The following is a 19064-nucleotide window of genomic DNA, read 5'->3' on the forward strand; positions in this document are numbered from 1 at the left end:
TCGCGCCGCTTACCTTACACCGGCCTGCAGCGCTGGTGGGAAAGCCGGGCTAACACGCCGAATAACGACAGCATCATACAACATTCCGCCACAAGTAGGCTGAGCGGCAGACTGGCTGCCCCAAACCCAGCCTCCAATAGGGCCGCGAGCGCCACAGCCTTAATTATAAACTTAACCACTGCCACACCCAATAAATAGCCCTGCATGTCTCGAAGAATCACGATTTGAGTTAAGATCAAAGAGCACACCAGAGGGCCAAGTGCTAGTGCGTGCAAAGATAATATTTCAGCTGTTAATATCGTATCACTCTCTGTGAATGCACCACGCTCTAATACGCAACTAACTACTGGCCTCGCCAAAAACGTCAAGCTGAGACCAATAAGTACAGCGCACGCGCAGATGCCAAAAATTGCTAATTTAAATTGTCTTGGAATATTCGGATGCATACCTGATCTCGAAATATTTTTCGCGATTTTTGGAGCGAGAACAATATTACTTGAAGTTGCTAATATTGCAGCAGCTGCCATCAAAATTGCGTAACTATACTCAACAGCAGCCAAGGTTCCTGGATGCATTGTACTCGCCACTGCGCGATCAATCATCCGCCCACCGGAAAGGAACAACTGGGTGACAATTACCGACATAACCGCCGCTGGGATTGTATACATCTCGTCCAACGATGGTCTCTTAAAAAATGTCAGGGCTATACGCCTACGATCGGTTGGAGCTAGTGCAAGCGCATGCAAAACAAGAACCGCCAGCCCTCCGGCGACGGCCCCTGACGCTGCGAAACTGATGGCCGTTTCGCCGGCTGCGGTTATCAGAGCGATCATCACGATGCCGAAAGCAGCAGACCGAACAAACGTGCTACTGGCGCCGGGCCATACGCGCCCTCGCACACTCATTAGCGCCCGCAAGGGCAAAGCCATGATGACAAAAAGGCTCATAACCCAACAAATCCGCCCGATCATCACAAGGAGTTCGCGCTGCGCTCCGCTGATGCCTGGAGCCAACAGCAAGGCCTGAGCAGGCATCGACACAATCCCCAGGAGCGTCACACCTGTCGCTATAAGCCCTCCTCCCCAAACTACCTGCCGCAGACCTGACATGAACGATCCACGTCGCATCGGAACTAAATTTCTAATGAGTACCGAAACCACAGATACCGCTATGGATTCCGACAAGATGCTCGGCAATGCAAACGCTACCCGAAATATTTCTACTTCGCGTGACGTACCGAAATAATATGCAATAAGGATTTCCCTAAAAAATCCGGCAACCAATCCCATAGTTACCAGGATCGGAACGAAAAAGCTTTTCTTTATCCGCACACTCATTCGCGAATCAAAGCCATAGTCGCGCGCACCCCTCTCACGGCCATACCGGTGACCGGGAGCGTATTTACCGGACTTTCCAACAACGGCAGCTTAAGCATACCAAATTGAAAATATTTTTTAGGAAGACAATCTTTCTCAAATTTTATTACGGGACTCACGAAATTTGTGATAGCGTCAACGTAGTACAGAGCAGCATTTGGAGTGCATTGACTTGGGCACATCTCTGCTACAGACGCAAAAACCCAACCACTATTTAGGGCTGCTGAAAAAAATATAGGTCCATTCACCTTCGATAAAACATGTGTATCTCGACTTTTTCTGTCATACCTATAAATATAATTCTGCTCATACTCCGCGTCGGTTCCAAAATATATAGAGTCGGGAGAAAATTCCAGACTTATAGCCCGCCATGCCTCTGTGCCAGAGCCTATCGTTTCAAAATTTTTAAAATCGCTGTCAAACGCCACGATCCGGCACTCTAAACCGATATCACCAGTGGCCACGAACGCCCGTTCAGTATATGGGTCCCAGTTAATCGAATGTATGTGACGGATTTCACCTGGGGGAAATCTGTAAACAATCTCCACATTTAATTCTCCAGGCCTGACACGATATACATTGACCGCTTCTCGTGCATGATTTGAAAAATATTCGCCGAAAACAATGCTCCCGTCAGGCATCCTCGCACATCCGCCACGAAGCACTTTCGTAGCTCTTTCCCGACCGTTTATAAAATGCACATGGTTATTTTGAATCCAACCAACGCACGAGCCAAAACTAAAAAAAACACGTCCATCCGATAATGGCAAGACGTTGTAAAAGGTTTCTCGCGACAGCCGTCGGAGCAACTGAGTCGATCCCAACAATCGACGGAGTGCTGGCCTTGGAACTACAGCAATTCGTCTAGAAGGCCCAAAAATTGTGTTACTATGAAACAAACATCGACCCGTGGACCAAAAATATCCGGATGGCCCGATGAATTCACATGTTTCAAACGGCCACTCCTTGTGGTAAGTGACTGATGGGATCAAGTCAATCATGAGCGCCCCTCAACATCCTCTCGCCAAACACTCTTTTTATTTCTTGCAACTCGTCATCCGTCAAATGATCTCGCCATATACCAATCGCGCCTTTGTGACCTGACACATGCTGCGGATGGAGCATAAGCTCTTCATCAGCAAAATTTGCTTTACGCCCAAGAACGAAATTTATACGTCGGCGGAGGTGTTCGAAAGGCACTTTCCGTTTACGTGACCGGCTATATGCCTCTTCAATATTTAACTCCTTCTCGATGTCTTGTACAATGTTCGGATCTAAGTGGACATTTAAAAAATTAGCTACATTCTTGATTGCCAATGGTAGTGAGTTAAGAAGTTCTTCATAATTTTGGACTAGTATTTCTGATTGTGGTCGCGTCATCAACCATTCCTCAAGGTCCAAGGACTCAGAAACTCGGCGTAACGCATGCTTGAAGGAAAATTTAAATTTTATTTTTAGAGACGCGACAACATCGCGAATATCGCGATGTACATATAGAAACTTCACGCTTTTAGTCTCGTCCGCAATATCGCGTGCCATCCCAGATGGCAGGTGCGTTTTTATTATGTATATTTGATCCGACAACGCCATTTGACGAAGTTCTTCCCCGGCCTTGCGCCAATCCTCCTGGCTACGCCATGGGACACGTTGACCGCTTTGAACTTCACAAACAACTCTAGACGCAATATTAAACTGAAGCGTTGAGCCAGACCTCGGCATTCCACAGCAGATCACTAACATTGGGTTCGTCCGTTCGCAGTAATATTTTTTACATTTCCACAGACATAGGTACTGCCTGCAAATCGAATTTAGAAGTGCACCGCTAACTCATGTGAATTTTGGCTACCCCTTCCCTGCAAACGATTGGTTACGCACATTCGGCGACCATTACCTCTTAACTTTTTGGGGTTTGACGGCATTCCAAAGCAGGTCGCCCCCATGTTGGTTTGATTAGAGTCGGAGATCGCGGCAGAGTTCCGGGATCTCACGTAGGACTGCCACGGCCTCATCAACGTCTAACTGCTCGGTGTTGTGCGAATGGTAGTCGTCCGGATGAGCGCCCTTCGTCACCCCTTCGTCGAAGAATGTCGTGTAGTTGAGGTCTCGCTCGTCCATCCCGATCCGCAAAAACTCGCCCATGTCCTCCGACCGCAACATTTCCTCTCCGGTGGCCAAGGTCTCGTACAGCTTCTCCCCGTGGCGGGTCCCGATGTACTTGAGCTCGGTCTCCGCGCCCGCCAGCTGCTGTAAGGCCCTCGCTAAGGTCTCGATGGTGCACGCCGGAGCTTTGCGGATGAACAGGTCGCCCGGCTGGGCGTTCTCGAACGCGAAGTCGACCAGCCGCACCGCATTCTCCAAGGATAACAGGAAACGCGTCATCTTGGGGTTCGTGATCGTCAATGGCTTGTTCTCGTTGAGCAGACGCACGAACAACGGCATCACCGATCCGCGCGAATACAGGACGTTGCCATAGCGCACACAGCACACGACCGTATCGGTGTGCCGGTATTCGCGCGCGGCCGCGATCGCCGTCTTCTCCATCAGCGCCTTGGACATGCCCATCGCGTTGATCGGGTAGACGGCCTTGTCCGTGGACAAGCACACGACCCGTTTCACTCCTTGCGCCACGCTCGCTTCGATCACGTTCTGAGAACCCAGCACGTTCGTCTGCACTGCCTCGGTCGGAAAGAACTCGCAGCTGGGCACCTGCTTAAGCGCGGCGGCGTGGAACACGTAGTCGACGCCCTCGACCGCCCGCGCGACGCGTTCGCGGTCGCGGACGTCGCCCAGCATGAACTTGAGCGCGGGATGCGCCCATTCGCGCCGGCGTTCGTCCTGTTTGGCTTCGTCCCGGCTAAGTATGCGGATCTCCCCGCAACCCTCGTCGATCAGGTGCCGGGTCATAGCACCGCCGAACGAACCCGTGCCACCAGTAATCAACACCACTTTATCCGCCATAGATCCGCCGCGCACGTCGGACGCCCGGGCGATTGGGCCACGTTCTGCCAACTTCAGAGTTCTCCGTTCCGCCATGTCCGTAAGCGTTCGTCTCCCCGCGGGTGGCTAACGGCCGCCTGCTGAGCACTTCTCCCAGGAAGTACGGTCGTTCGCAACCGTACCGACCCGCTCAGCGCGCGGGATGCAGAACACACCGACGCACCATGCAGGCCGCTGCGCGCAACGCCGGCACGCTATCTGGCGGTTGCATCTCCTAAAGCACATGTCGCCTTGCCAACAACCACCATGATCGGCAGCTTGGGCTCGCCGCCATCTCGGGGTAGGGTTCCCTTGGCGCGATGTCCACCGTACCAACGCTCCCGAACGCGCGCCCATGCGCCAAAATCGACAAGGCAACGATTACTAAATGGCAGAACAGTACGCCCCCCTGCGGATCGGAATCACTGGCGCGCGCGGCATGCTGGGCTGGCAGGCATACTGTCGGTTGAGCGCGTTGTCACACGTGGACGTCCGTACCGCCGACCGCAGCACGTTCGCCAGCGCCGACGCCCTGGCGGCGTTCTGCGCCGATCTAGATGCCGTGCTGCACTTTGCCTGCCGGATTCGCGGCACGTCAGACGAGATCGCCTCTGAAAATGAGCAGATCACTGGCCAGTTGATTGCTGGGTTAGAACGCGCCGGCAGCCAGGCCCACGTCATTCTTGCGTCGTCGACCCAGGAAGCAACGGACACCCCGTACGGCGCGGCGAAACGGCGCGCTGGGGAACAGTTGGCCGCCTGGGCGGAGCGCGGCGGTGGTGCGCTGACGACGATGGTCCTGCCCAACGTCTTCGGCGAAGGCGGGCGGCCGTTTCACAACTCCGTCGTCCACACCTTCTGCCATCAGCTCGCTCAAGGTAAAGAGCCCGAGGTCAATCGCACAGGCGAGATTTCGCTTATCGACGCAGGCACGGTCGTCGAGACGATTCTGCAGCAAGTCCGGCGCGGCGAACGCAGCCGGATGGAGCTGCCGGGCCGCGCGCTTACGGTCGGCGAGCTGTACGACAAATTGCACAGTTTCGCCCAGCTGTACCGCGACCAGGCGATCATCCCAGACGTGCGCGATGATCTAGACCTGTGCCTGTTCAACACATTGCGATACTTCCTGTTTCCCCAGGCATATCCGATCAATCCGCCGCTGCGCACCGACGAGCGCGGCACCCTGTTCGAGGCCGTGAAGGAGTTGAACGGCGGGCAGTGCTTCCTATCCACTACCGAGCCGGGTGTCACACGCGGCGATCACTACCATTTCGACAAGATCGAACGTTTTCTAGTTATCGATGGCGAGGCGATCATCCGCATCCGCCGCGTCGGCGACGACGATGTCACCACCTTTCACGTCAGCGGCAGCCGGCCGCAATTCGTCGACATGCCCACCCTGCACACCCACCACATCGTGAACGTCGGCGGCCGTCCGCTCACAACGATGTTCTGGAGCCACGAGCTGTTCGACCCGAACCGGCCGGACACCTATGCCTGTCCCGTGTAGAAAGTCATGTATGAAGGTCGCTCAAAGCTCTTGAAGGTGCATCAGGATTCGGCTGAAAGGGGGCGTTACCGGTTCGGCTCCCGCGCCCGCCTAGGGCCGCGTGCTGCAATCTCGCCACGCAGAAAGACAAAGCCATGAAGGTTATGACCATTGTGGGGACACGCCCGGAGATCATCCGGCTGTCCCGTGTGATCGCGCGACTCGAGGCGGCCGTCGACCACGTTCTGGTGCACACCGGGCAGAACTACGACCGCGAACTCAATGAAATCTTCTTCGAAGACCTCGCAATCAATCCCCCCAAGCACATCATGGGAATCTCGCCCGACAGCCTCGGGGCGGCGTTGGGCGACGTGATGCGTCACACCGAACGTATCCTACTGGCTGAGCAACCGGACGCTTTGCTGATCCTCGGCGACACGAACAGCGCGCTGTCCGCCATTGTGGCAAAGCGCATGCGCGTCCCAGTCTACCACATGGAAGCCGGCAATCGCTGCTTCGACCTCAATGTTCCCGAGGAAACCAACCGCCGGATCGTCGACCATACGGCGGATTTCAACTTGGTCTATACCGAGCACGCTCGCCGGCATCTTTTGTCCGAAGGCATGGCGCACCGGCGCATCTACCTGACCGGCTCCCCGATGCGCGAGGTTTTGAACCACTACCGCGGCCAGATCGACGGCTCGAACGTGCTCGAGCAACTGGGACTGCACCACCAAGAATACTTCATCGTCAGCGTACACCGGGAAGAGAACGTCGACGACCCAGCCAACCTGGACCGGATCCTGCAAGCGCTAGAGCAATTGCAGGCCCATTTCGGCAAACAGATCATCGTCTCAACACATCCGCGCACGCGTAGCCGACTCGATGCCTGCAATCGGCCGCTGCCCGAAAGCGTGCAGTTCATGAAGCCGTTCGGCTTCTTCGCTTACAACGCCCTGCAGATGCACGCGTTCTGCGCCATCTCGGACAGCGGAACGATCGCTGAAGAATCCGCGATCCTCGGCTTCCCGGCAATCACCGTGCGCAACGCCATGGAGCGCCCGGAAGCGCTGGACACCGGAAGTATCTTGCTTACGGGCCTTAACCCAGAAGGGGTGCTGAACGGCGTCCGCGCGGTCACTGAGCAGCACCGCGAAAGCGTGCCTGTCGACGACATCCCCGAGGACTACAAGATCGCCAACACCTCCCAGCGCGTGGTGAATCTGATCATCGGCACCGCCCACCTTAGCAACCACTGGAACAACGTCCGAGTCCCACAGACTTGGCGGCAGCAAAGCTGACCACCGGACATGCATATCCTCGCGATCTACCAGCACTACTGGCCAGACACCGCACCATACGGCACGATGCTACGCTGTATCCTGGGTCGGCTGGCCGCGGACGGCCACGATGTCACGGTCGTCACCGCCCAGCCGAACTACGCCGGCACCGGCGACGTGCGGGCCGCACCGCCGACTGAGTTGCTAGACGGAGTCGCGGTGCGCCGGATCGCCTTGCCCTGGCGCGCGCGGCGCGGGACGCTCGCACGGCTGACAAAGATTCTGGTGTTCCAGGCGCGCGCCTGCGCCTTGGTCTTGGCTGCGCCTAAGCCGGACGTCGTGTGGGTCAACACCACGCCACCGGTAGTGCAGGGGCTGATGGGTCAACTCCTCGCACGGCTTCGCGGCGGCGCGCTTCTCTACCACTGCCAGGACATTCACCCGGAACTTCTGGTCCACGCGGGATACCTGCGCAACCGATTCCTGATCCACGCCTTACGCCGACTCGACCAGTACACCTGCAGGCGCGCCGACACTGTTGTGACCTTGTCGTGCGACATGGCCCGGACGCTGGCCAAACGGTCGGACCGCCGCGGGCCGCCTGGGAATCTCTCAGTCATCAACAACTTCTGGCTTCAGGGCTTCATGCCAGACGCCGACGTGCCTGCGGACCTGCGCGAAAAGAGCGACCGATTCAGGTTCCTGTTCGCCGGCAACCTTGGGCATTTCCAGAATCTCGAACTGGTCGTGGATGCCTTCGCGCGCCTGGCCAAGCGCCGCCATGACGTGGAACTCGTATTCGTGGGCAGCGGGGCGGCTGAGAGGAAACTGCAAGCACGCGCCGGCGCTCTGCTCGGCGACCGGATCCGCTTCCTCGGTCGCCATTCCCCTGAAGCCACCCTGGCTGCCATGGACAGAGCGGACATGGGCATCGTCTCGCTGGCGCCTGGGATCTACCGCTGCGCCTACCCGAGCAAGACGAGCAGCTACCTCTCGCGCGGGCTGCCGGTCTTGGTCGTGGTCGAGGAGGAGAGCGCGCTGGCGGAGGAGATCCGCGCGCAGCGTGTCGGCGCAATCCCGGACGCGCTCGACGCAGCGGGGCTGAGTGCGACGATGGACGCCAGCGCTGCGGGTGCCCTCGCTTTGAAGAGCCGAAGCGAGATCAAGTCCTATGCGACATCCCATTTCGCGCCCGAGCGAGTGCTGGAACACTGGAGCGACCTTGTGCACAACTTCGACCGAGCGACAGCGCGTTGACATACCCTAGCCCGCATTTCTCACCAGCGGTGCCGACCTGTCGCCGCGGCTGGCGGTCAATGGTTGCCGCGTGATCGGGCACGACACAGGCGCGCCGGATCACACAGCCGCCCTCAACCGCAGCCCAAAGCCACGACTCATGAGCCCTGGTGAGAAAACCGGGCTAGTGCTGCTGTGTGGCGTCAGTCCGGCTCAATCGCGGCGGTACTGTTGAACTCGGGCAATGCGCGGTCGTCACGAGGCCTGAGCTGACTGTTCAACTTGGGTCTCACGAAAGTCCCAGAGCGTGTTTGCATCCGGCACCGCGTCGCCCGGCCCGAGTCAGCAGAAGCGCATCCAGCTCAGCCGGTCACGCACCAGGTAAGCGGTCTGATCCAGCGACAGACCGTGCAGGGCCTGTAGCACCAGCATCCGAAACTTCAGCACCAGCTCGAATGGGGGCCTTGCTCATATCGCCCGGCCCGACGGCAGCCTTCAGATCAGGGCGAAACAGCTCGAAGTCGACCGTTGACCTGCAGCCCGGAACTTGGACCGCGCGGAGTGAGAAAATTCTCGGTTAGCTTATTGGGCTGAACCGAGGAGGGTTGGATGAAGCGGTCGAAGTTCACCGAGGCGCAGATGGCGTCGATCCTGCGGCAGGTTGAGGAGGGGACGTCGGTCGAGGAGGTCTGCCGCAAGGCCGGGATCTCGATCCAGACGTTTTACCGCTGGCGCAAGAAGTACGGCGGATTGATGCCGTCGGAGATGAAGCGCCTGAAGCAGCTGGAGGAGGAGAACCAGCGACTCAAGCGGCTGGTGGCGGACCTGTCGCTGGACCGAGACATGCTGCAGGACGTGATTCGCCGAAAGCTCTGAGGCCTGCGCGTCGCCGCGCGGTGGTGGATTATCTCCGCGCGGTCTGGCAGGTGAGCGCGCGCCGGGCGTGCGCGGTCATGCAGGCCGCCCGCTCGAGCTATTGCTACCAGGCCAGACGGGACACGCAGGCCGCACTCAGACGGCGGATCCGGGAGATTGCGGAGACGCGGGTGCGCTACGGCTACCGGCGGATCCACGTTCTGCTGCGGCGGGAGGGCTGGCAGGTGAACGCCAAGCGAGTGTATCGGCTGTACCGGCAGGAGGGCCTGCAGCTGCGCAACAAGACACCGAAGCGCAAGGTGTCGGCGAAGCTGCGTGAGGATCGTCAGGTCGCCACGGCGCCCAATCAGGTCTGGGCGATGGACTTCCTGTCGGACGCGTTGTTCGATGGCACGCGGATCCGGGTGCTGACGGTGATCGACGCGTTCACCCGGGTATCGCCGGCGATCGACGTGCGGGTCAGCTACCGCGGCGCCGACGTCGTCGCCACGCTGCAGCGGGTCTGTCGGATCCATGGCAAGCCGAAGCAGATCAGGGTCGACAACGGGCCCGAGTTCGTCTCGAAGGACCTGGACCTCTGGGTCTATCTGAACGGCGTGGAGCTGGATTTCTCCCGGCCCGGCAAGCCGACGGACAACGCGTTCGTCGAGAGCTTCAACGGGAAGTTCCGGGCCGAGTGCCTGAACCAGGCTTGGTTTCTGAGTCTGGAGGATGCACGCTCGACCTGTGAGGCGTGGCGGATCGAGTACAACGAGCTCCGTCCGCACAGCGCCATCGGCCAGAAAACCCCGGCCGACATGGCGCGCGCCTCAGGGCAGGCATGCCTGCCCTGAGGCATCCGGAGCCGAGATTTCTCGCCTCGGCTGGTCCAGCATCGGGGGCAAGCTCAGTCACCGCTCTCATACCGGTATCTTCGGGATGACGATATGACCGAAGGCCCTGATAGCCTTGGCCAATCAATTGGGTCATCCCAGATAGCCATGCCGGGCAAGCTCCGGTTCGAGGATCGGCCACAGACGCGCGCGGGTGGCCTCATCGAAGGCTTCTTGCCATTTACCCCCAGTATCTCGCCGGATGTCCTCGCGGTAGCGCCGCAGCACGGGCTCCGGGTCGGTGATTCCAATCGCAGTGCACAGACGGACAATCTCTGTCTCATCCCCGACGATGTCCTCGTAGTACGCGGTCAGCTGCCGTGCTTCGGGGATCATTGACAGGCCGTCGTCGGCGGCACGCACTGTGCAAGCCCATTGGCGGGCACACACGCTCGCCAAGTCGGCACTTGCCAAGTCCTGCTCGATCCCTGGATAACGGGGCCCCCAGATTCTCGCGCCACGGCCCTGGGCGAGCCCGACAACGAAGTTGCCGGCGAACCGGGTTAGATACCGCACGTTGCTGGTGGACGTGAATGCCAGCTTGCGGACGAGATAGCCGAAATCCGGTGGCGACTGCCACAAGCGATAAGCCGATTCGGTCACGTCGCGGCCGTCGCGCACCAGGTTCACGAACTGCGCTTCGGGGAAGATTTCGTCCACGAAAGGAACCCGCAGCGGATTGGCGACCGTCTTCTCGACCATCAGTCTTACCGTCGGCGCGGCCGCGCCGTCGGACTTGCGCGCAAGTCGCGTGATCTCGTCGCGAATCTGCCCGATCTCGGAGCGCGACAGCTGGCCGGGTTGCAAGGCATCGTCCGGGTGCGCCTCCTGGCCGCGACGCCAGACGAAGTTGATATCGTAAGGCACGGCGACACACTCCGGCGACGCTGCTAGCAGGTCGCGTAGGATCTTAGTGCCCGACCGAGCGGCGCCGAGGATTATAACGGGTTCATACATTCGAACCGCACTCCTTCAAGCGATCGCCTGGGTGGCGTGCCGCGGCGCATCAACGGTTGTCGGCACTTGATCTCCTAACCGCCGCGTGGCTTGATCCGGGTGAAATCTGGGTAGGGGGTTTAGCTGCTCTCGACACCGGTATCAACCAGCGGGTCGGGTTATGCGCCGATGCCGATGCGCGCCGCGGCCAGGCCCTACCAACCTGCGCTCCACCGTCGAGCCCCCCAGCCAACACCACTCTGCCGCGGGACTTTGACGGCGACACGCATGCCTTAGGCCAAGCACAAACAGAACGACGCGGGCGCACGGACGCCGCGATTGGAACGTAAACTCGATATGAGAAGTTTTGTTGCCTACCCACCGAGCCCGGCCGGCGCCCCTTTCTGCAAGGTGCCGCGTCCTGTCGCCCCAGATCAAGAGACGCCTGCCACCCGCCGCGCGGTACGACGCCTCATGACGCGGGTACCTGGTACAGGGCCTTGAGCGCGGGCACAGCCCGACGTCACCGTTAAGCATCGCATAGCCGAGGCCAATGCTAGGAGAGCGCGTGTTGACGAAACGTCTGTTCGATATTTTGTTCGCGGGTGCTGCGATGATCGCCGCAACCCCCTTGCTTTTGCTTGCCTATGTGGGCATCCGGCTATCCTCGCAAGGCCCGGTCGTCTTCCCGGCGCAACGCACCGGGAAAGACGGCACGGTGTTTACGATGCCCAAATTCCGGACCATGCGCATCAACGATCGAAAACGCTCAGTGATCACAGCGCCGCGAGATAGCCGCGTCTTCCCCTTCGGAACGTTTCTGAGAAAAACCAAGATCGACGAACTGCCGCAGTTCTGGGCCGTTCTGGCAGGGCGCATGTCGATCGTCGGACCGCGGCCGGAAGACCCCAAGATCGTCGACAACCATTACACCGACTGGATGCTGGAAACCCTGCGCGTCAAACCGGGCATCACCAGTCCTGGCGCCCTCTTCGCCTATGCTTATCAGGACTACTTCCTGGAACAGACGACCCCCTATGAAAGCTACGTTGAGGCGTTGCTGCCGAGGAAGCTCTCGTTGGAGCGGGTTTACGTCGATCGCGTCGGGTTTGCCTACGACATGATGGTGATCGCGCGGACCCTCGTCACCATCCTGCAGATGCTGACCGGGCGGCACATCTTGGGGACTCCGCCGGAGAGCGAGGCAGCCCGTCACTGGCTGCCATCTGACATGCCGCTGCTCCCGAGGTAACGTTCTGCGTATGCGGGTGGGCTGATCGCTTGCAACTCACGACTTCCTCAAGCCTTCAACAGCAGCTTGCGAACAGTCACTATCACGCGCTCGACCTGGCTGTCGGTCATGCTGCTATATAGCGGCAGGCTGACGCAGGATCGAAAGACCGAGTCGCTGTGCGGGAACATCTCTGGGGTAAGACTGTACTTGTCGCTCCAGTAGGTGTGACGATGCAGTGGAATGTAGTGGACGCTGCAGCCGATCCCTGCCTCGCTCATAAGCTCGATAAAGCGATCGCGGTCAACCGCCGCCTCAGTGGCCAGGCGCACATTGTATAGGTGCCAGGAATGCAGACCGTTCGCCTCGGGTTGCGGCGGCCGGACTAGCGGTAGATCCGCGAAGGCCCGATCATAGCGTTCGGCGACGGCGCGACGTTTCTCAAGGAGTTCCCAGGCACGGCGCAACTGAACCAGCGCGAGCGCGGCGGCGACGTCTGGCAGGTTATATTTGTAACCTACCGCCAGGATGTCGTAACGCCAAGACGGCTTGGTCGCCGAAAAGCGATTGAAGGCATCGCGGTCTATGCCGTGCAGCCGCATGAGGCGCGCGCGCCTGGCAATCTCGGGGTTACGAGTCACCAGCATGCCACCTTCGCCCGCTGCAAGTGTCTTGTTTGCATAGAAGCTGAAAACGCTCGCCTCGCTGTCCAGCGCCCCAACAAGCCGCCCATCGAGCTTGGTGGGGAAGGCGTGCGCCGCATCCTCGACCACAGCCAAGCCATTGCGCTTAGCGAAGCGTGAGAGTGCCTCCATGTCGCAGCCAAGACCGCCAAAGTGGACGGGCACGATCGCGCGAGTCCGCGGCGTGATTGCGGCCTCGACACAGGCAGGGTCGATGCAGACCGTTTCGGGGTCGATGTCCACAAACACCGGCGTGGCGCCGAGGTAGCAGATTGCTTCAGCGGTCGCGGTAAAAGTGTGGGTGGTGGTAATCACCTCGTCGCCGGCACCCACCCCGACCGCTTCGAGCGCGAGGTGCAGCCCCGCGGTCGCGCTATTGACTGCGACCGCCTCAACGTCGCCGCCAAGGAAGTCCGCAAACTCAGCTTCCAGGGTCCTCGCTTTGGGGCCCGTGGTCAACCAACCCGAGCGAAGCGAATGAACGACCTCTTCGATCTCGGCCTCAGTGATGTCTGGGCGATAGAAATAAATGAAAGCATCGTCCGTCTGTACTGACATGACAACCTATCCAGTTTAACTCGCGACGGCATTAACCCAAGCACCACGTGATGCGCTCGGCTTGCGCGGGCGGATCAGTTCCATCGGTCCGAAAACATTCTACGAGGCTGCGTCACTATCAACGCCCACTGACCACTTAGCTGCCCGTTTTCCATCGTTTTTTCGCGAACCCGGCTCTTTCTGTAAATTCGGCGCTGAGCTTGCCGATATTTTAGCAGTAACTTCCACTCACATCGAGGAACCAATACGCTATTCAATTTAGCCGCTCGCACCAAAGCTTCACCACCTCACGACGTCACGTTGCTGCGCAGTACTGGCCCTCTGCTGGCTTCGCCTAAACTCCGGGACTTGGCGATGCACCCCCTCAATCACCTCGGCAACCGCCCCGCAAAGTGCCAGATTCTCAAGTTCCTCGATGGCCTTATGTAAAACTTCCACGTTCGCCGTCCGCGCCGCCGCAAGGCGAAGACCGCTGTAAGCTGTCTGAACCGTCGGCTCACCGTGATGGAACAACTCCTCGTGGAGCTTTTCTCCCGCCCGCACACCGGTGAACTCGATCCGGATGTCCTTGTCCGGTCGGAGTCCGGCCAGCCGGATCATCTGCCGGGCCAGATCGACAATCTTCACGGGCTCGCCCATGTCCAGGACGTAGACCTTGCCCACATCGTCGCCATCGTCACGCAGCTGGCTCAGGCTGGCGGCCTGCAGGACCAGTTGGACGGCCTCGCGGACGGTCATGAAGTAGCGGGTCATCTCGGGATGCGTGACCGTCACTGGCCCGCCGCGCTGGATCTGGCGGGTGAACAGCGGCACCACCGACCCGGCCGAGCCGAGCACGTTGCCGAAGCGCACCGTCGTGAACCGGGTCGTTGTCCCACCATTCTGCTTCGCCCGTTCCCGCTCGGCCACGTCGCAGGCCTGGGCGTAGCACTCCGCCAATCGCTTGGTCGCACCCATCACGCTCGTCGGATTGATCGCCTTATCGGTGGAGATCAGCACCATCGCCGCGACGCCGTGGCCGCAGCAGCTGTCGGCGACGTTGCGCGTGCCGATGACGTTGGTGAGCGCCGCCTCGGGAGGGTTATCCTCTGCCAGCGGGACGTGCTTGATGGCAGCCGCGTGCAACACGACTTCAGGCTGCTCTGCCGCGAAGACGCCGTCGACCGCCGCCCGGCTCCGCACATCCGCGAGGACGCTGCGCCGGTCGGTCTCAGGGAACGACTCTGCGAGCTCATGACCTACGTTATAGAGCAGCGTCTCCGAGTGATCCAAAAGCACCAACCGCCCGGCACCGAACTCACAGGCCTGCCGGGCAAGTTCGCTGCCGATCGATCCGCCCGCCCCGGTGACCAGCACGCGTCGCCCGGCAATGAACGCGCGCATCGCGTTCCGGTCCAACGTCGCTTGCGGGCGCTGCAGCAGGTCTTCCAGCGCGACCGGCCGGAGCTCGACCTTGCCCCTACCGTCGGTGCGGCTGTCCCGGAAGTCGGTCAGGTTGGGCAGGCGCGACAGCTGGGCCCCGTGCGCCTCAGCCTTGTCCAGCAGCTGCCGCAGAACCTCGGGCGTCATACCGCGCGTCTGGATGAAGCGCTGCGGGGCCCGGCCGCGCCGGGCGAGGGCGGCGACGACGCGGTCGACGTCGGCCAGATCGCCCATGACCGGGACGCCCCGGATGCGCCGGCCGACGCGCGTGCCTTTCTCGTCGACGATGCCAACAACTTCGTATGGACTGTCGGGATCCCGGGTCGTGTCCCGGATAAACAGGTCAGCAGCGTCGCCGGCGCCTACGAGCAGGACCGGCACCCGGTTGGACGCGCCCCACTCGAGGACGTGCTGGAACCCGCGATCGCGAAACACGCGGTAGATCATGCGGGGCCCGGCGAGCATCACCACGAGCAGCAGCCAGGCGATCACGAGGACCGACCGCGGCATCGCGTCGAGCCGGGTCATGAGGAAGGTGATCGGCAGGAAAATGAGAAGCGACAGCGTGACGGCCTTGACGATGGCGATCACGTCCTGGACCGAGGCGTAGCGCCAGATGCCGCGGTAAAGCCCCATGAACCAGAAGACGCCAGCACAGACGGCCGTGAAGATCCCCACGACCAGCCAGAACTCGGGATCGCGCAGATAAGCGGTAACGCCGTCGCCCAGCCGCAGCGCGAAGGCCAGCACGCACGCGAGCGCCGCCATCACCGCGTCGTGCACGAATGCGACCGCGGCCCGGCGGTAGCGCGCGGCGAACACCCCCCTCATGATACCTAACCCTCCTGCCAGCCCGGCGTCTTGTGGCCTCCGTCAGCCCACAGCCGGATTTTGTATCGCTGATCGACGGTCCCCATTCATTCTGTTACCGCAGACGCCCACCTGCTGCAAAGTGGGAACGCTGTGACCGTCTTGCGCGCGGCCTTTAATACCTAACGATGAACGACCGGGGCATCTGCCGAGCCCCCTTGGGCAGGCGGTTCGACGAGCCGCGGCCGGCACAGCGCGGTCACGCCTGCCTCACGAGAATCAAGCCGGATGCCGGGTAGTCGCCAACGCGATAACAGGTCTGGGGTAAAGGTCACCGGGGCCGCCCGCCAAGATCCTCAGCGCATCCGCATGCCGGCGGCTAACCCCCGACCTCGGGCCGACCCTGCACCGTCAGACGGCAGGTCATGTCGGCGGTCCGGCCGGCGCCGGCGCTTCGGGTTCCGATACGGGCATGGCGTCGGGGCTGTGTTCGGCACCCGGTTCCGGCGTATCTTCGGGCCATAGCACGGCCTCTGGTAAGGGCCCCTGATCTGGCGCGCCACCGTAAACAAGCGTGCTCTCGACCGTTCTGTGGCCAAGCGTCCGCCGGGCGACCTCGGTGCCGGCCTGGACCCGCAATCGGGCGGCTACAACATGGCGAAGGGTGTAGGGCGTCACCTCACCTCCCTTGACAGGTCCAAACACGGCCTCCGCCGCCGCCTTCAGATCCCGCCGCAGCCGATCCTCGGGACAGGCGACCGTGATGGTCGATCGGGCCTGCCACAACCTTTTCGCCAGATGACACATGGCGGGCTGCTCGGCGTGCAAAGGCACCCGGATCTCCTGCCGAGCCGTCCCCTTGTTCCGCGCCGGGTCATGCTTCGTGCCGGGCACCCCGAAGACCAACGCCGGCTGCGCTTTCGTGCCCGCCAGGCGGACGGCCACGCCCTGCGCCAGGGCCGCTGGCCGCGCGCCCGTAATCTCGAGGACAGCAAGCGCGTCCGGTGACCATTGATGTCGAATAGCGGTTCTCAGCAGGTCGCCCCGCCGATACCGCCGGGCCCGTGCGAGCCAACGGGCCGCAGCCCTGCCTGTTCCAGCGCTGTCTGCCCCTGCCCGCCCCGGCCGGCCCGCCGGCCGATTCCCGGCCCCGTACCGCAAGAGGATGGATACGGCTGCTTGGACGCGATCGGCTTCTCGGTTCAGAACCACGGGATCGGCTTCGTAGGCAGCGCCACCAAGATCCGTGAGGGCGCATGCGGCGGCGTAGACGGTCGCCGCGCACGCTTCGTTGAAGCGCGACCGGGATCTGGCCAGGTCCCGCGGACTGAGTCCGTTCTCCGCCATGACGTTCAACGTGGCCCTATAGGTCCGCTGCGTCTGCGGGTTATGGCCGACATCAAGGACGCGGTGGGCCAAGCTGAGGGCCCGGACAAAATCGTAGGGATCCACGGGCAGGGTATCGTTCGTCATCTGAGCCTCCAGGCTGTTCTTGGTTCCGTCCTTCAAGGAGGCACAAGAAGCTGCAAACGCCAAATTCCAGGCGTGCGTTGCCGGACACCCTATTGTCGCTTTCTGTGCTAAGCGCGTATCGGTCCAAATCGACGTCAACAATTTATCAGAACAAATTCCTGATAGCCTCTTGCGCAGCCGGATCAAAAGTGGTCGGCGGCCGGCTCCATCTCTTTCCAATCTGTCCTATAGCGACTAACCACTTGCCCATACAGCTCATATTGCTATGTGGATCCTAGCACCAACGGCAGGCGGAGATCCGGCATGGACGACCGGCAGGCGATCGAGGTGCTGTCGCGGATCTACCCCCGGTCGAGACGGGTAGATGACCGACGGGGGGCGCTGCGAAGGGCCGTCGACGCGAAGCGCGGCTTGATCCTGCAGATGCACGTTCACGGCTGCTCGCGCTCGGAAATTATCCAGCAGCTTTACCGAGAGGGTGTTCAGCGGTCCGACGGCACGCCGCTGTCGCCCAGCCAGCTGAGCTCCCTCACCACACGCTGCCGGATCCTCCACGGCGAACCCGATCCAGCCGCGCCGGGCACGACGGATCCCGTGGACCCGGCTGCTCCAAGTCGACGGCGGGGAGAGGAGGCCACCGCATGAAGGCACCAGCACCCACATACGTCGCCCTCGACACCTCGACCGAAGAGCAGGATCAGCCGCTGCGGCGGCCGCCGACCAAGCAGGAGGTCACAGTGATGGCCAGCGCCCTTGAGACCGAGGGGCTCGAAGAGCCGCTCACCGGTTTCCTCGAAGGCGAGAAGGTCAGAATCATCGACGGACGCGTTCGTCTCCGGGCGCTGTCAAAGCTGGACACGGCGGGCCGCCTGCCGCTGCCCCACGGCACCGGCCGAACCTGTATCGCCGTCCGTGTGCTCAATCCGGACGCCGCCTATCATATCGCCGCTCGCGCGAACGTCCGGATCCGGCCGCCCACTTCGAGCGAGCGCATCCGCCTGGCCCAGGTGCTGGCGGCCGACCCTTCTTACAAACAGTTTGTAGAAACTCCCGAGACCGGGCGGCCGCCCGGTCCGACCCGGGCGATCGCCAACCTATTCTCGCTGACCACCGAAGGCGCTCGGCTGATCCGCCGGACGGCAGGGGCGGTTCCGCCGTTCGGGGTCTGCCAGCTCATGGCCACGAGCTGCGACCGGGACAGCTCGCTCAAGCGGATCGGTCAAGCAGTCAAAGCTGGTACCGACGTCGACACGGCGGTGGCGGCGGAGCTGCAAGGCAATACCATGGACAGCCATGGCAATCGCGATACGGGAGCGGAGCAGCTCACCCCTGTAACCGCGGCTTCGCACGCGCCGCTGCATGACGCTGACGCCGTGCGCGAGTTCGCCATCACGCTACGTCAGCGGCTTTCACCATCCGACCGGAACCGGTTCGTCCGGGCCCTCAACGGCCGTGAGCGCCCGGGCGAGCCGCGCAGCGGAGCGCTGGTCTCACGTCAAGAGGTTGAGCGGGTGCGTCGCCGCATACGTCACGCGATGACGGATCCCAACCTCGATATGACCCACGGCGCCCTGGCGGATCTGGCGCATTGCGGCGAGGCCTCGATCAGCGAGATCGTAAATGCGAACGGGCGCAAGCGGCGGGAACTGATCACCGACGTGGACGCTGCGCTGGACAGGATCGGCCGGCCTTACGATCCGCCCGACCCGGATGCTTAGCCAACGCGAACAGGGTCACCTCTCCACAAATGTCGTCCGGTGCGGCCTGCCGCAGCTATCTTGTATTACGAGAGTCTCTCGGAACCTCGGGAGGCTTCAACGCCTGCGTCGAAAGTGGACACCTCCGG

Annotated in this window: 16 protein-coding genes; 7 read left to right on the top strand and 9 right to left on the bottom strand. The window is 61.1% G+C overall.

What is annotated here, in order from left to right; genetic code table 11:
- Nucleotides 1-14: 14 nt before the first annotated feature.
- The 4 genes from RHOSA_RS24930 to RHOSA_RS0118735 all read right to left on the bottom strand — a co-directional run bounded on the left by RHOSA_RS24930 (nucleotide 15) and on the right by RHOSA_RS0118735 (nucleotide 4385).
- Nucleotides 15-1337 carry a lipid II flippase MurJ gene (locus RHOSA_RS24930; RefSeq protein ID WP_081728840.1) on the bottom strand — a complete coding sequence of 441 codons (1323 nt, stop codon included), beginning with the start codon at nucleotides 1335-1337 and terminating at the stop codon, nucleotides 15-17.
- Entirely contained in the window at nucleotides 1334-2017 is a 684-nt protein-coding gene (locus RHOSA_RS25310) for a hypothetical protein (protein ID WP_156092832.1), read from the bottom strand. The genes RHOSA_RS24930 and RHOSA_RS25310 overlap by 4 nt, the downstream gene beginning before the upstream one ends.
- A gap of 352 nt (nucleotides 2018-2369) precedes the next feature.
- Nucleotides 2370-3116 (bottom strand): sulfotransferase domain-containing protein, encoded by a 747-nt coding sequence (locus RHOSA_RS24935; RefSeq protein ID WP_081728841.1) that lies wholly within the window; start codon nucleotides 3114-3116, stop codon nucleotides 2370-2372.
- Nucleotides 3117-3326: 210 nt separating this feature from the next.
- The gene (locus RHOSA_RS0118735) at nucleotides 3327-4385 is read right to left on the bottom strand and encodes a polysaccharide biosynthesis protein (protein WP_322786844.1); all 1059 of its coding nucleotides are present in this window, start codon (nucleotides 4383-4385) and stop codon (nucleotides 3327-3329) included.
- Nucleotides 4386-4740: 355 nt separating this feature from the next.
- On the opposite strand from RHOSA_RS0118735, the gene RHOSA_RS0118740 reads away from it, so the two are divergent.
- From RHOSA_RS0118740 to RHOSA_RS0118750, 3 genes are all read left to right on the top strand, one after another.
- Entirely contained in the window at nucleotides 4741-5862 is a 1122-nt protein-coding gene (locus RHOSA_RS0118740) for a polysaccharide biosynthesis C-terminal domain-containing protein (protein ID WP_027289868.1), read from the top strand.
- 134 nt (nucleotides 5863-5996) lie between these two features.
- On the top strand, nucleotides 5997-7142 hold the full coding sequence (gene wecB, locus RHOSA_RS0118745) for a non-hydrolyzing UDP-N-acetylglucosamine 2-epimerase (RefSeq protein WP_027289869.1): 1146 nt from the start codon (nucleotides 5997-5999) through the stop codon (nucleotides 7140-7142).
- A gap of 9 nt (nucleotides 7143-7151) precedes the next feature.
- The gene (locus tag RHOSA_RS0118750) at nucleotides 7152-8378 is read left to right on the top strand and encodes a glycosyltransferase family 4 protein (protein ID WP_027289870.1); all 1227 of its coding nucleotides are present in this window, start codon (nucleotides 7152-7154) and stop codon (nucleotides 8376-8378) included.
- Nucleotides 8379-8699: 321 nt separating this feature from the next.
- Here RHOSA_RS0118750 and RHOSA_RS26090 read toward each other — a convergent pair whose 3' ends face one another.
- On the bottom strand, nucleotides 8700-8804 hold the full coding sequence (locus RHOSA_RS26090; RefSeq protein WP_081728842.1) for a transposase: 105 nt from the start codon (nucleotides 8802-8804) through the stop codon (nucleotides 8700-8702).
- Between the two features lie 162 nt (nucleotides 8805-8966).
- On the opposite strand from RHOSA_RS26090, the gene RHOSA_RS0118765 reads away from it, so the two are divergent.
- Nucleotides 8967-10066, top strand: a protein-coding gene (locus RHOSA_RS0118765) for an IS3 family transposase (protein WP_437123680.1) whose coding sequence is annotated in 2 segments (ribosomal slippage) — nucleotides 8967-9228 and nucleotides 9228-10066 — 1101 coding nt in all. Because the reading frame shifts where the segments join, the coding sequence is not laid out codon by codon here.
- A gap of 132 nt (nucleotides 10067-10198) precedes the next feature.
- Here RHOSA_RS0118765 and RHOSA_RS24505 read toward each other — a convergent pair.
- The gene (locus RHOSA_RS24505; protein ID WP_081728843.1) at nucleotides 10199-11062 is read right to left on the bottom strand and encodes a sulfotransferase family protein; all 864 of its coding nucleotides are present in this window, start codon (nucleotides 11060-11062) and stop codon (nucleotides 10199-10201) included.
- A gap of 550 nt (nucleotides 11063-11612) precedes the next feature.
- Here RHOSA_RS24505 and RHOSA_RS23670 point away from each other — a divergent pair.
- Nucleotides 11613-12293: a sugar transferase gene (locus tag RHOSA_RS23670; protein WP_051432338.1), complete on the top strand. Its 681-nt coding sequence runs from the start codon at nucleotides 11613-11615 to the stop codon at nucleotides 12291-12293.
- Nucleotides 12294-12340: 47 nt separating this feature from the next.
- Here RHOSA_RS23670 and RHOSA_RS0118780 read toward each other — a convergent pair whose 3' ends face one another.
- From RHOSA_RS0118780 to RHOSA_RS0118790, 3 genes are all read right to left on the bottom strand, one after another.
- Nucleotides 12341-13513, bottom strand: a complete 1173-nt coding sequence (locus RHOSA_RS0118780; protein ID WP_027289873.1) for a DegT/DnrJ/EryC1/StrS family aminotransferase — start codon at nucleotides 13511-13513, stop codon at nucleotides 12341-12343.
- 279 nt (nucleotides 13514-13792) lie between these two features.
- Nucleotides 13793-15766, bottom strand: coding sequence for a nucleoside-diphosphate sugar epimerase/dehydratase (locus RHOSA_RS23675; RefSeq protein ID WP_051432339.1), 1974 nt, complete (start codon nucleotides 15764-15766; stop codon nucleotides 13793-13795).
- A 402-nt stretch (nucleotides 15767-16168) separates the two neighbouring features.
- Nucleotides 16169-17254, bottom strand: a complete 1086-nt coding sequence (locus RHOSA_RS0118790) for a site-specific integrase (RefSeq protein ID WP_156092836.1) — start codon at nucleotides 17252-17254, stop codon at nucleotides 16169-16171.
- 267 nt (nucleotides 17255-17521) lie between these two features.
- Between RHOSA_RS0118790 and RHOSA_RS0118795 the strand changes: the two genes are divergently transcribed.
- Together RHOSA_RS0118795 and RHOSA_RS0118800 are read left to right on the top strand one after the other, a co-directional pair.
- Nucleotides 17522-17863: a hypothetical protein gene (locus RHOSA_RS0118795; RefSeq protein WP_027289875.1), complete on the top strand. Its 342-nt coding sequence runs from the start codon at nucleotides 17522-17524 to the stop codon at nucleotides 17861-17863.
- Entirely contained in the window at nucleotides 17860-18936 is a 1077-nt protein-coding gene (locus RHOSA_RS0118800; protein ID WP_027289876.1) for a hypothetical protein, read from the top strand. The genes RHOSA_RS0118795 and RHOSA_RS0118800 overlap by 4 nt, the downstream gene beginning before the upstream one ends.
- Nucleotides 18937-19064 lie beyond the last annotated feature (128 nt).

It is taken from the genome of Rhodovibrio salinarum DSM 9154, from assembly GCF_000515255.1.
GTDB lineage: Bacteria > Pseudomonadota > Alphaproteobacteria > Kiloniellales > Rhodovibrionaceae > Rhodovibrio > Rhodovibrio salinarum.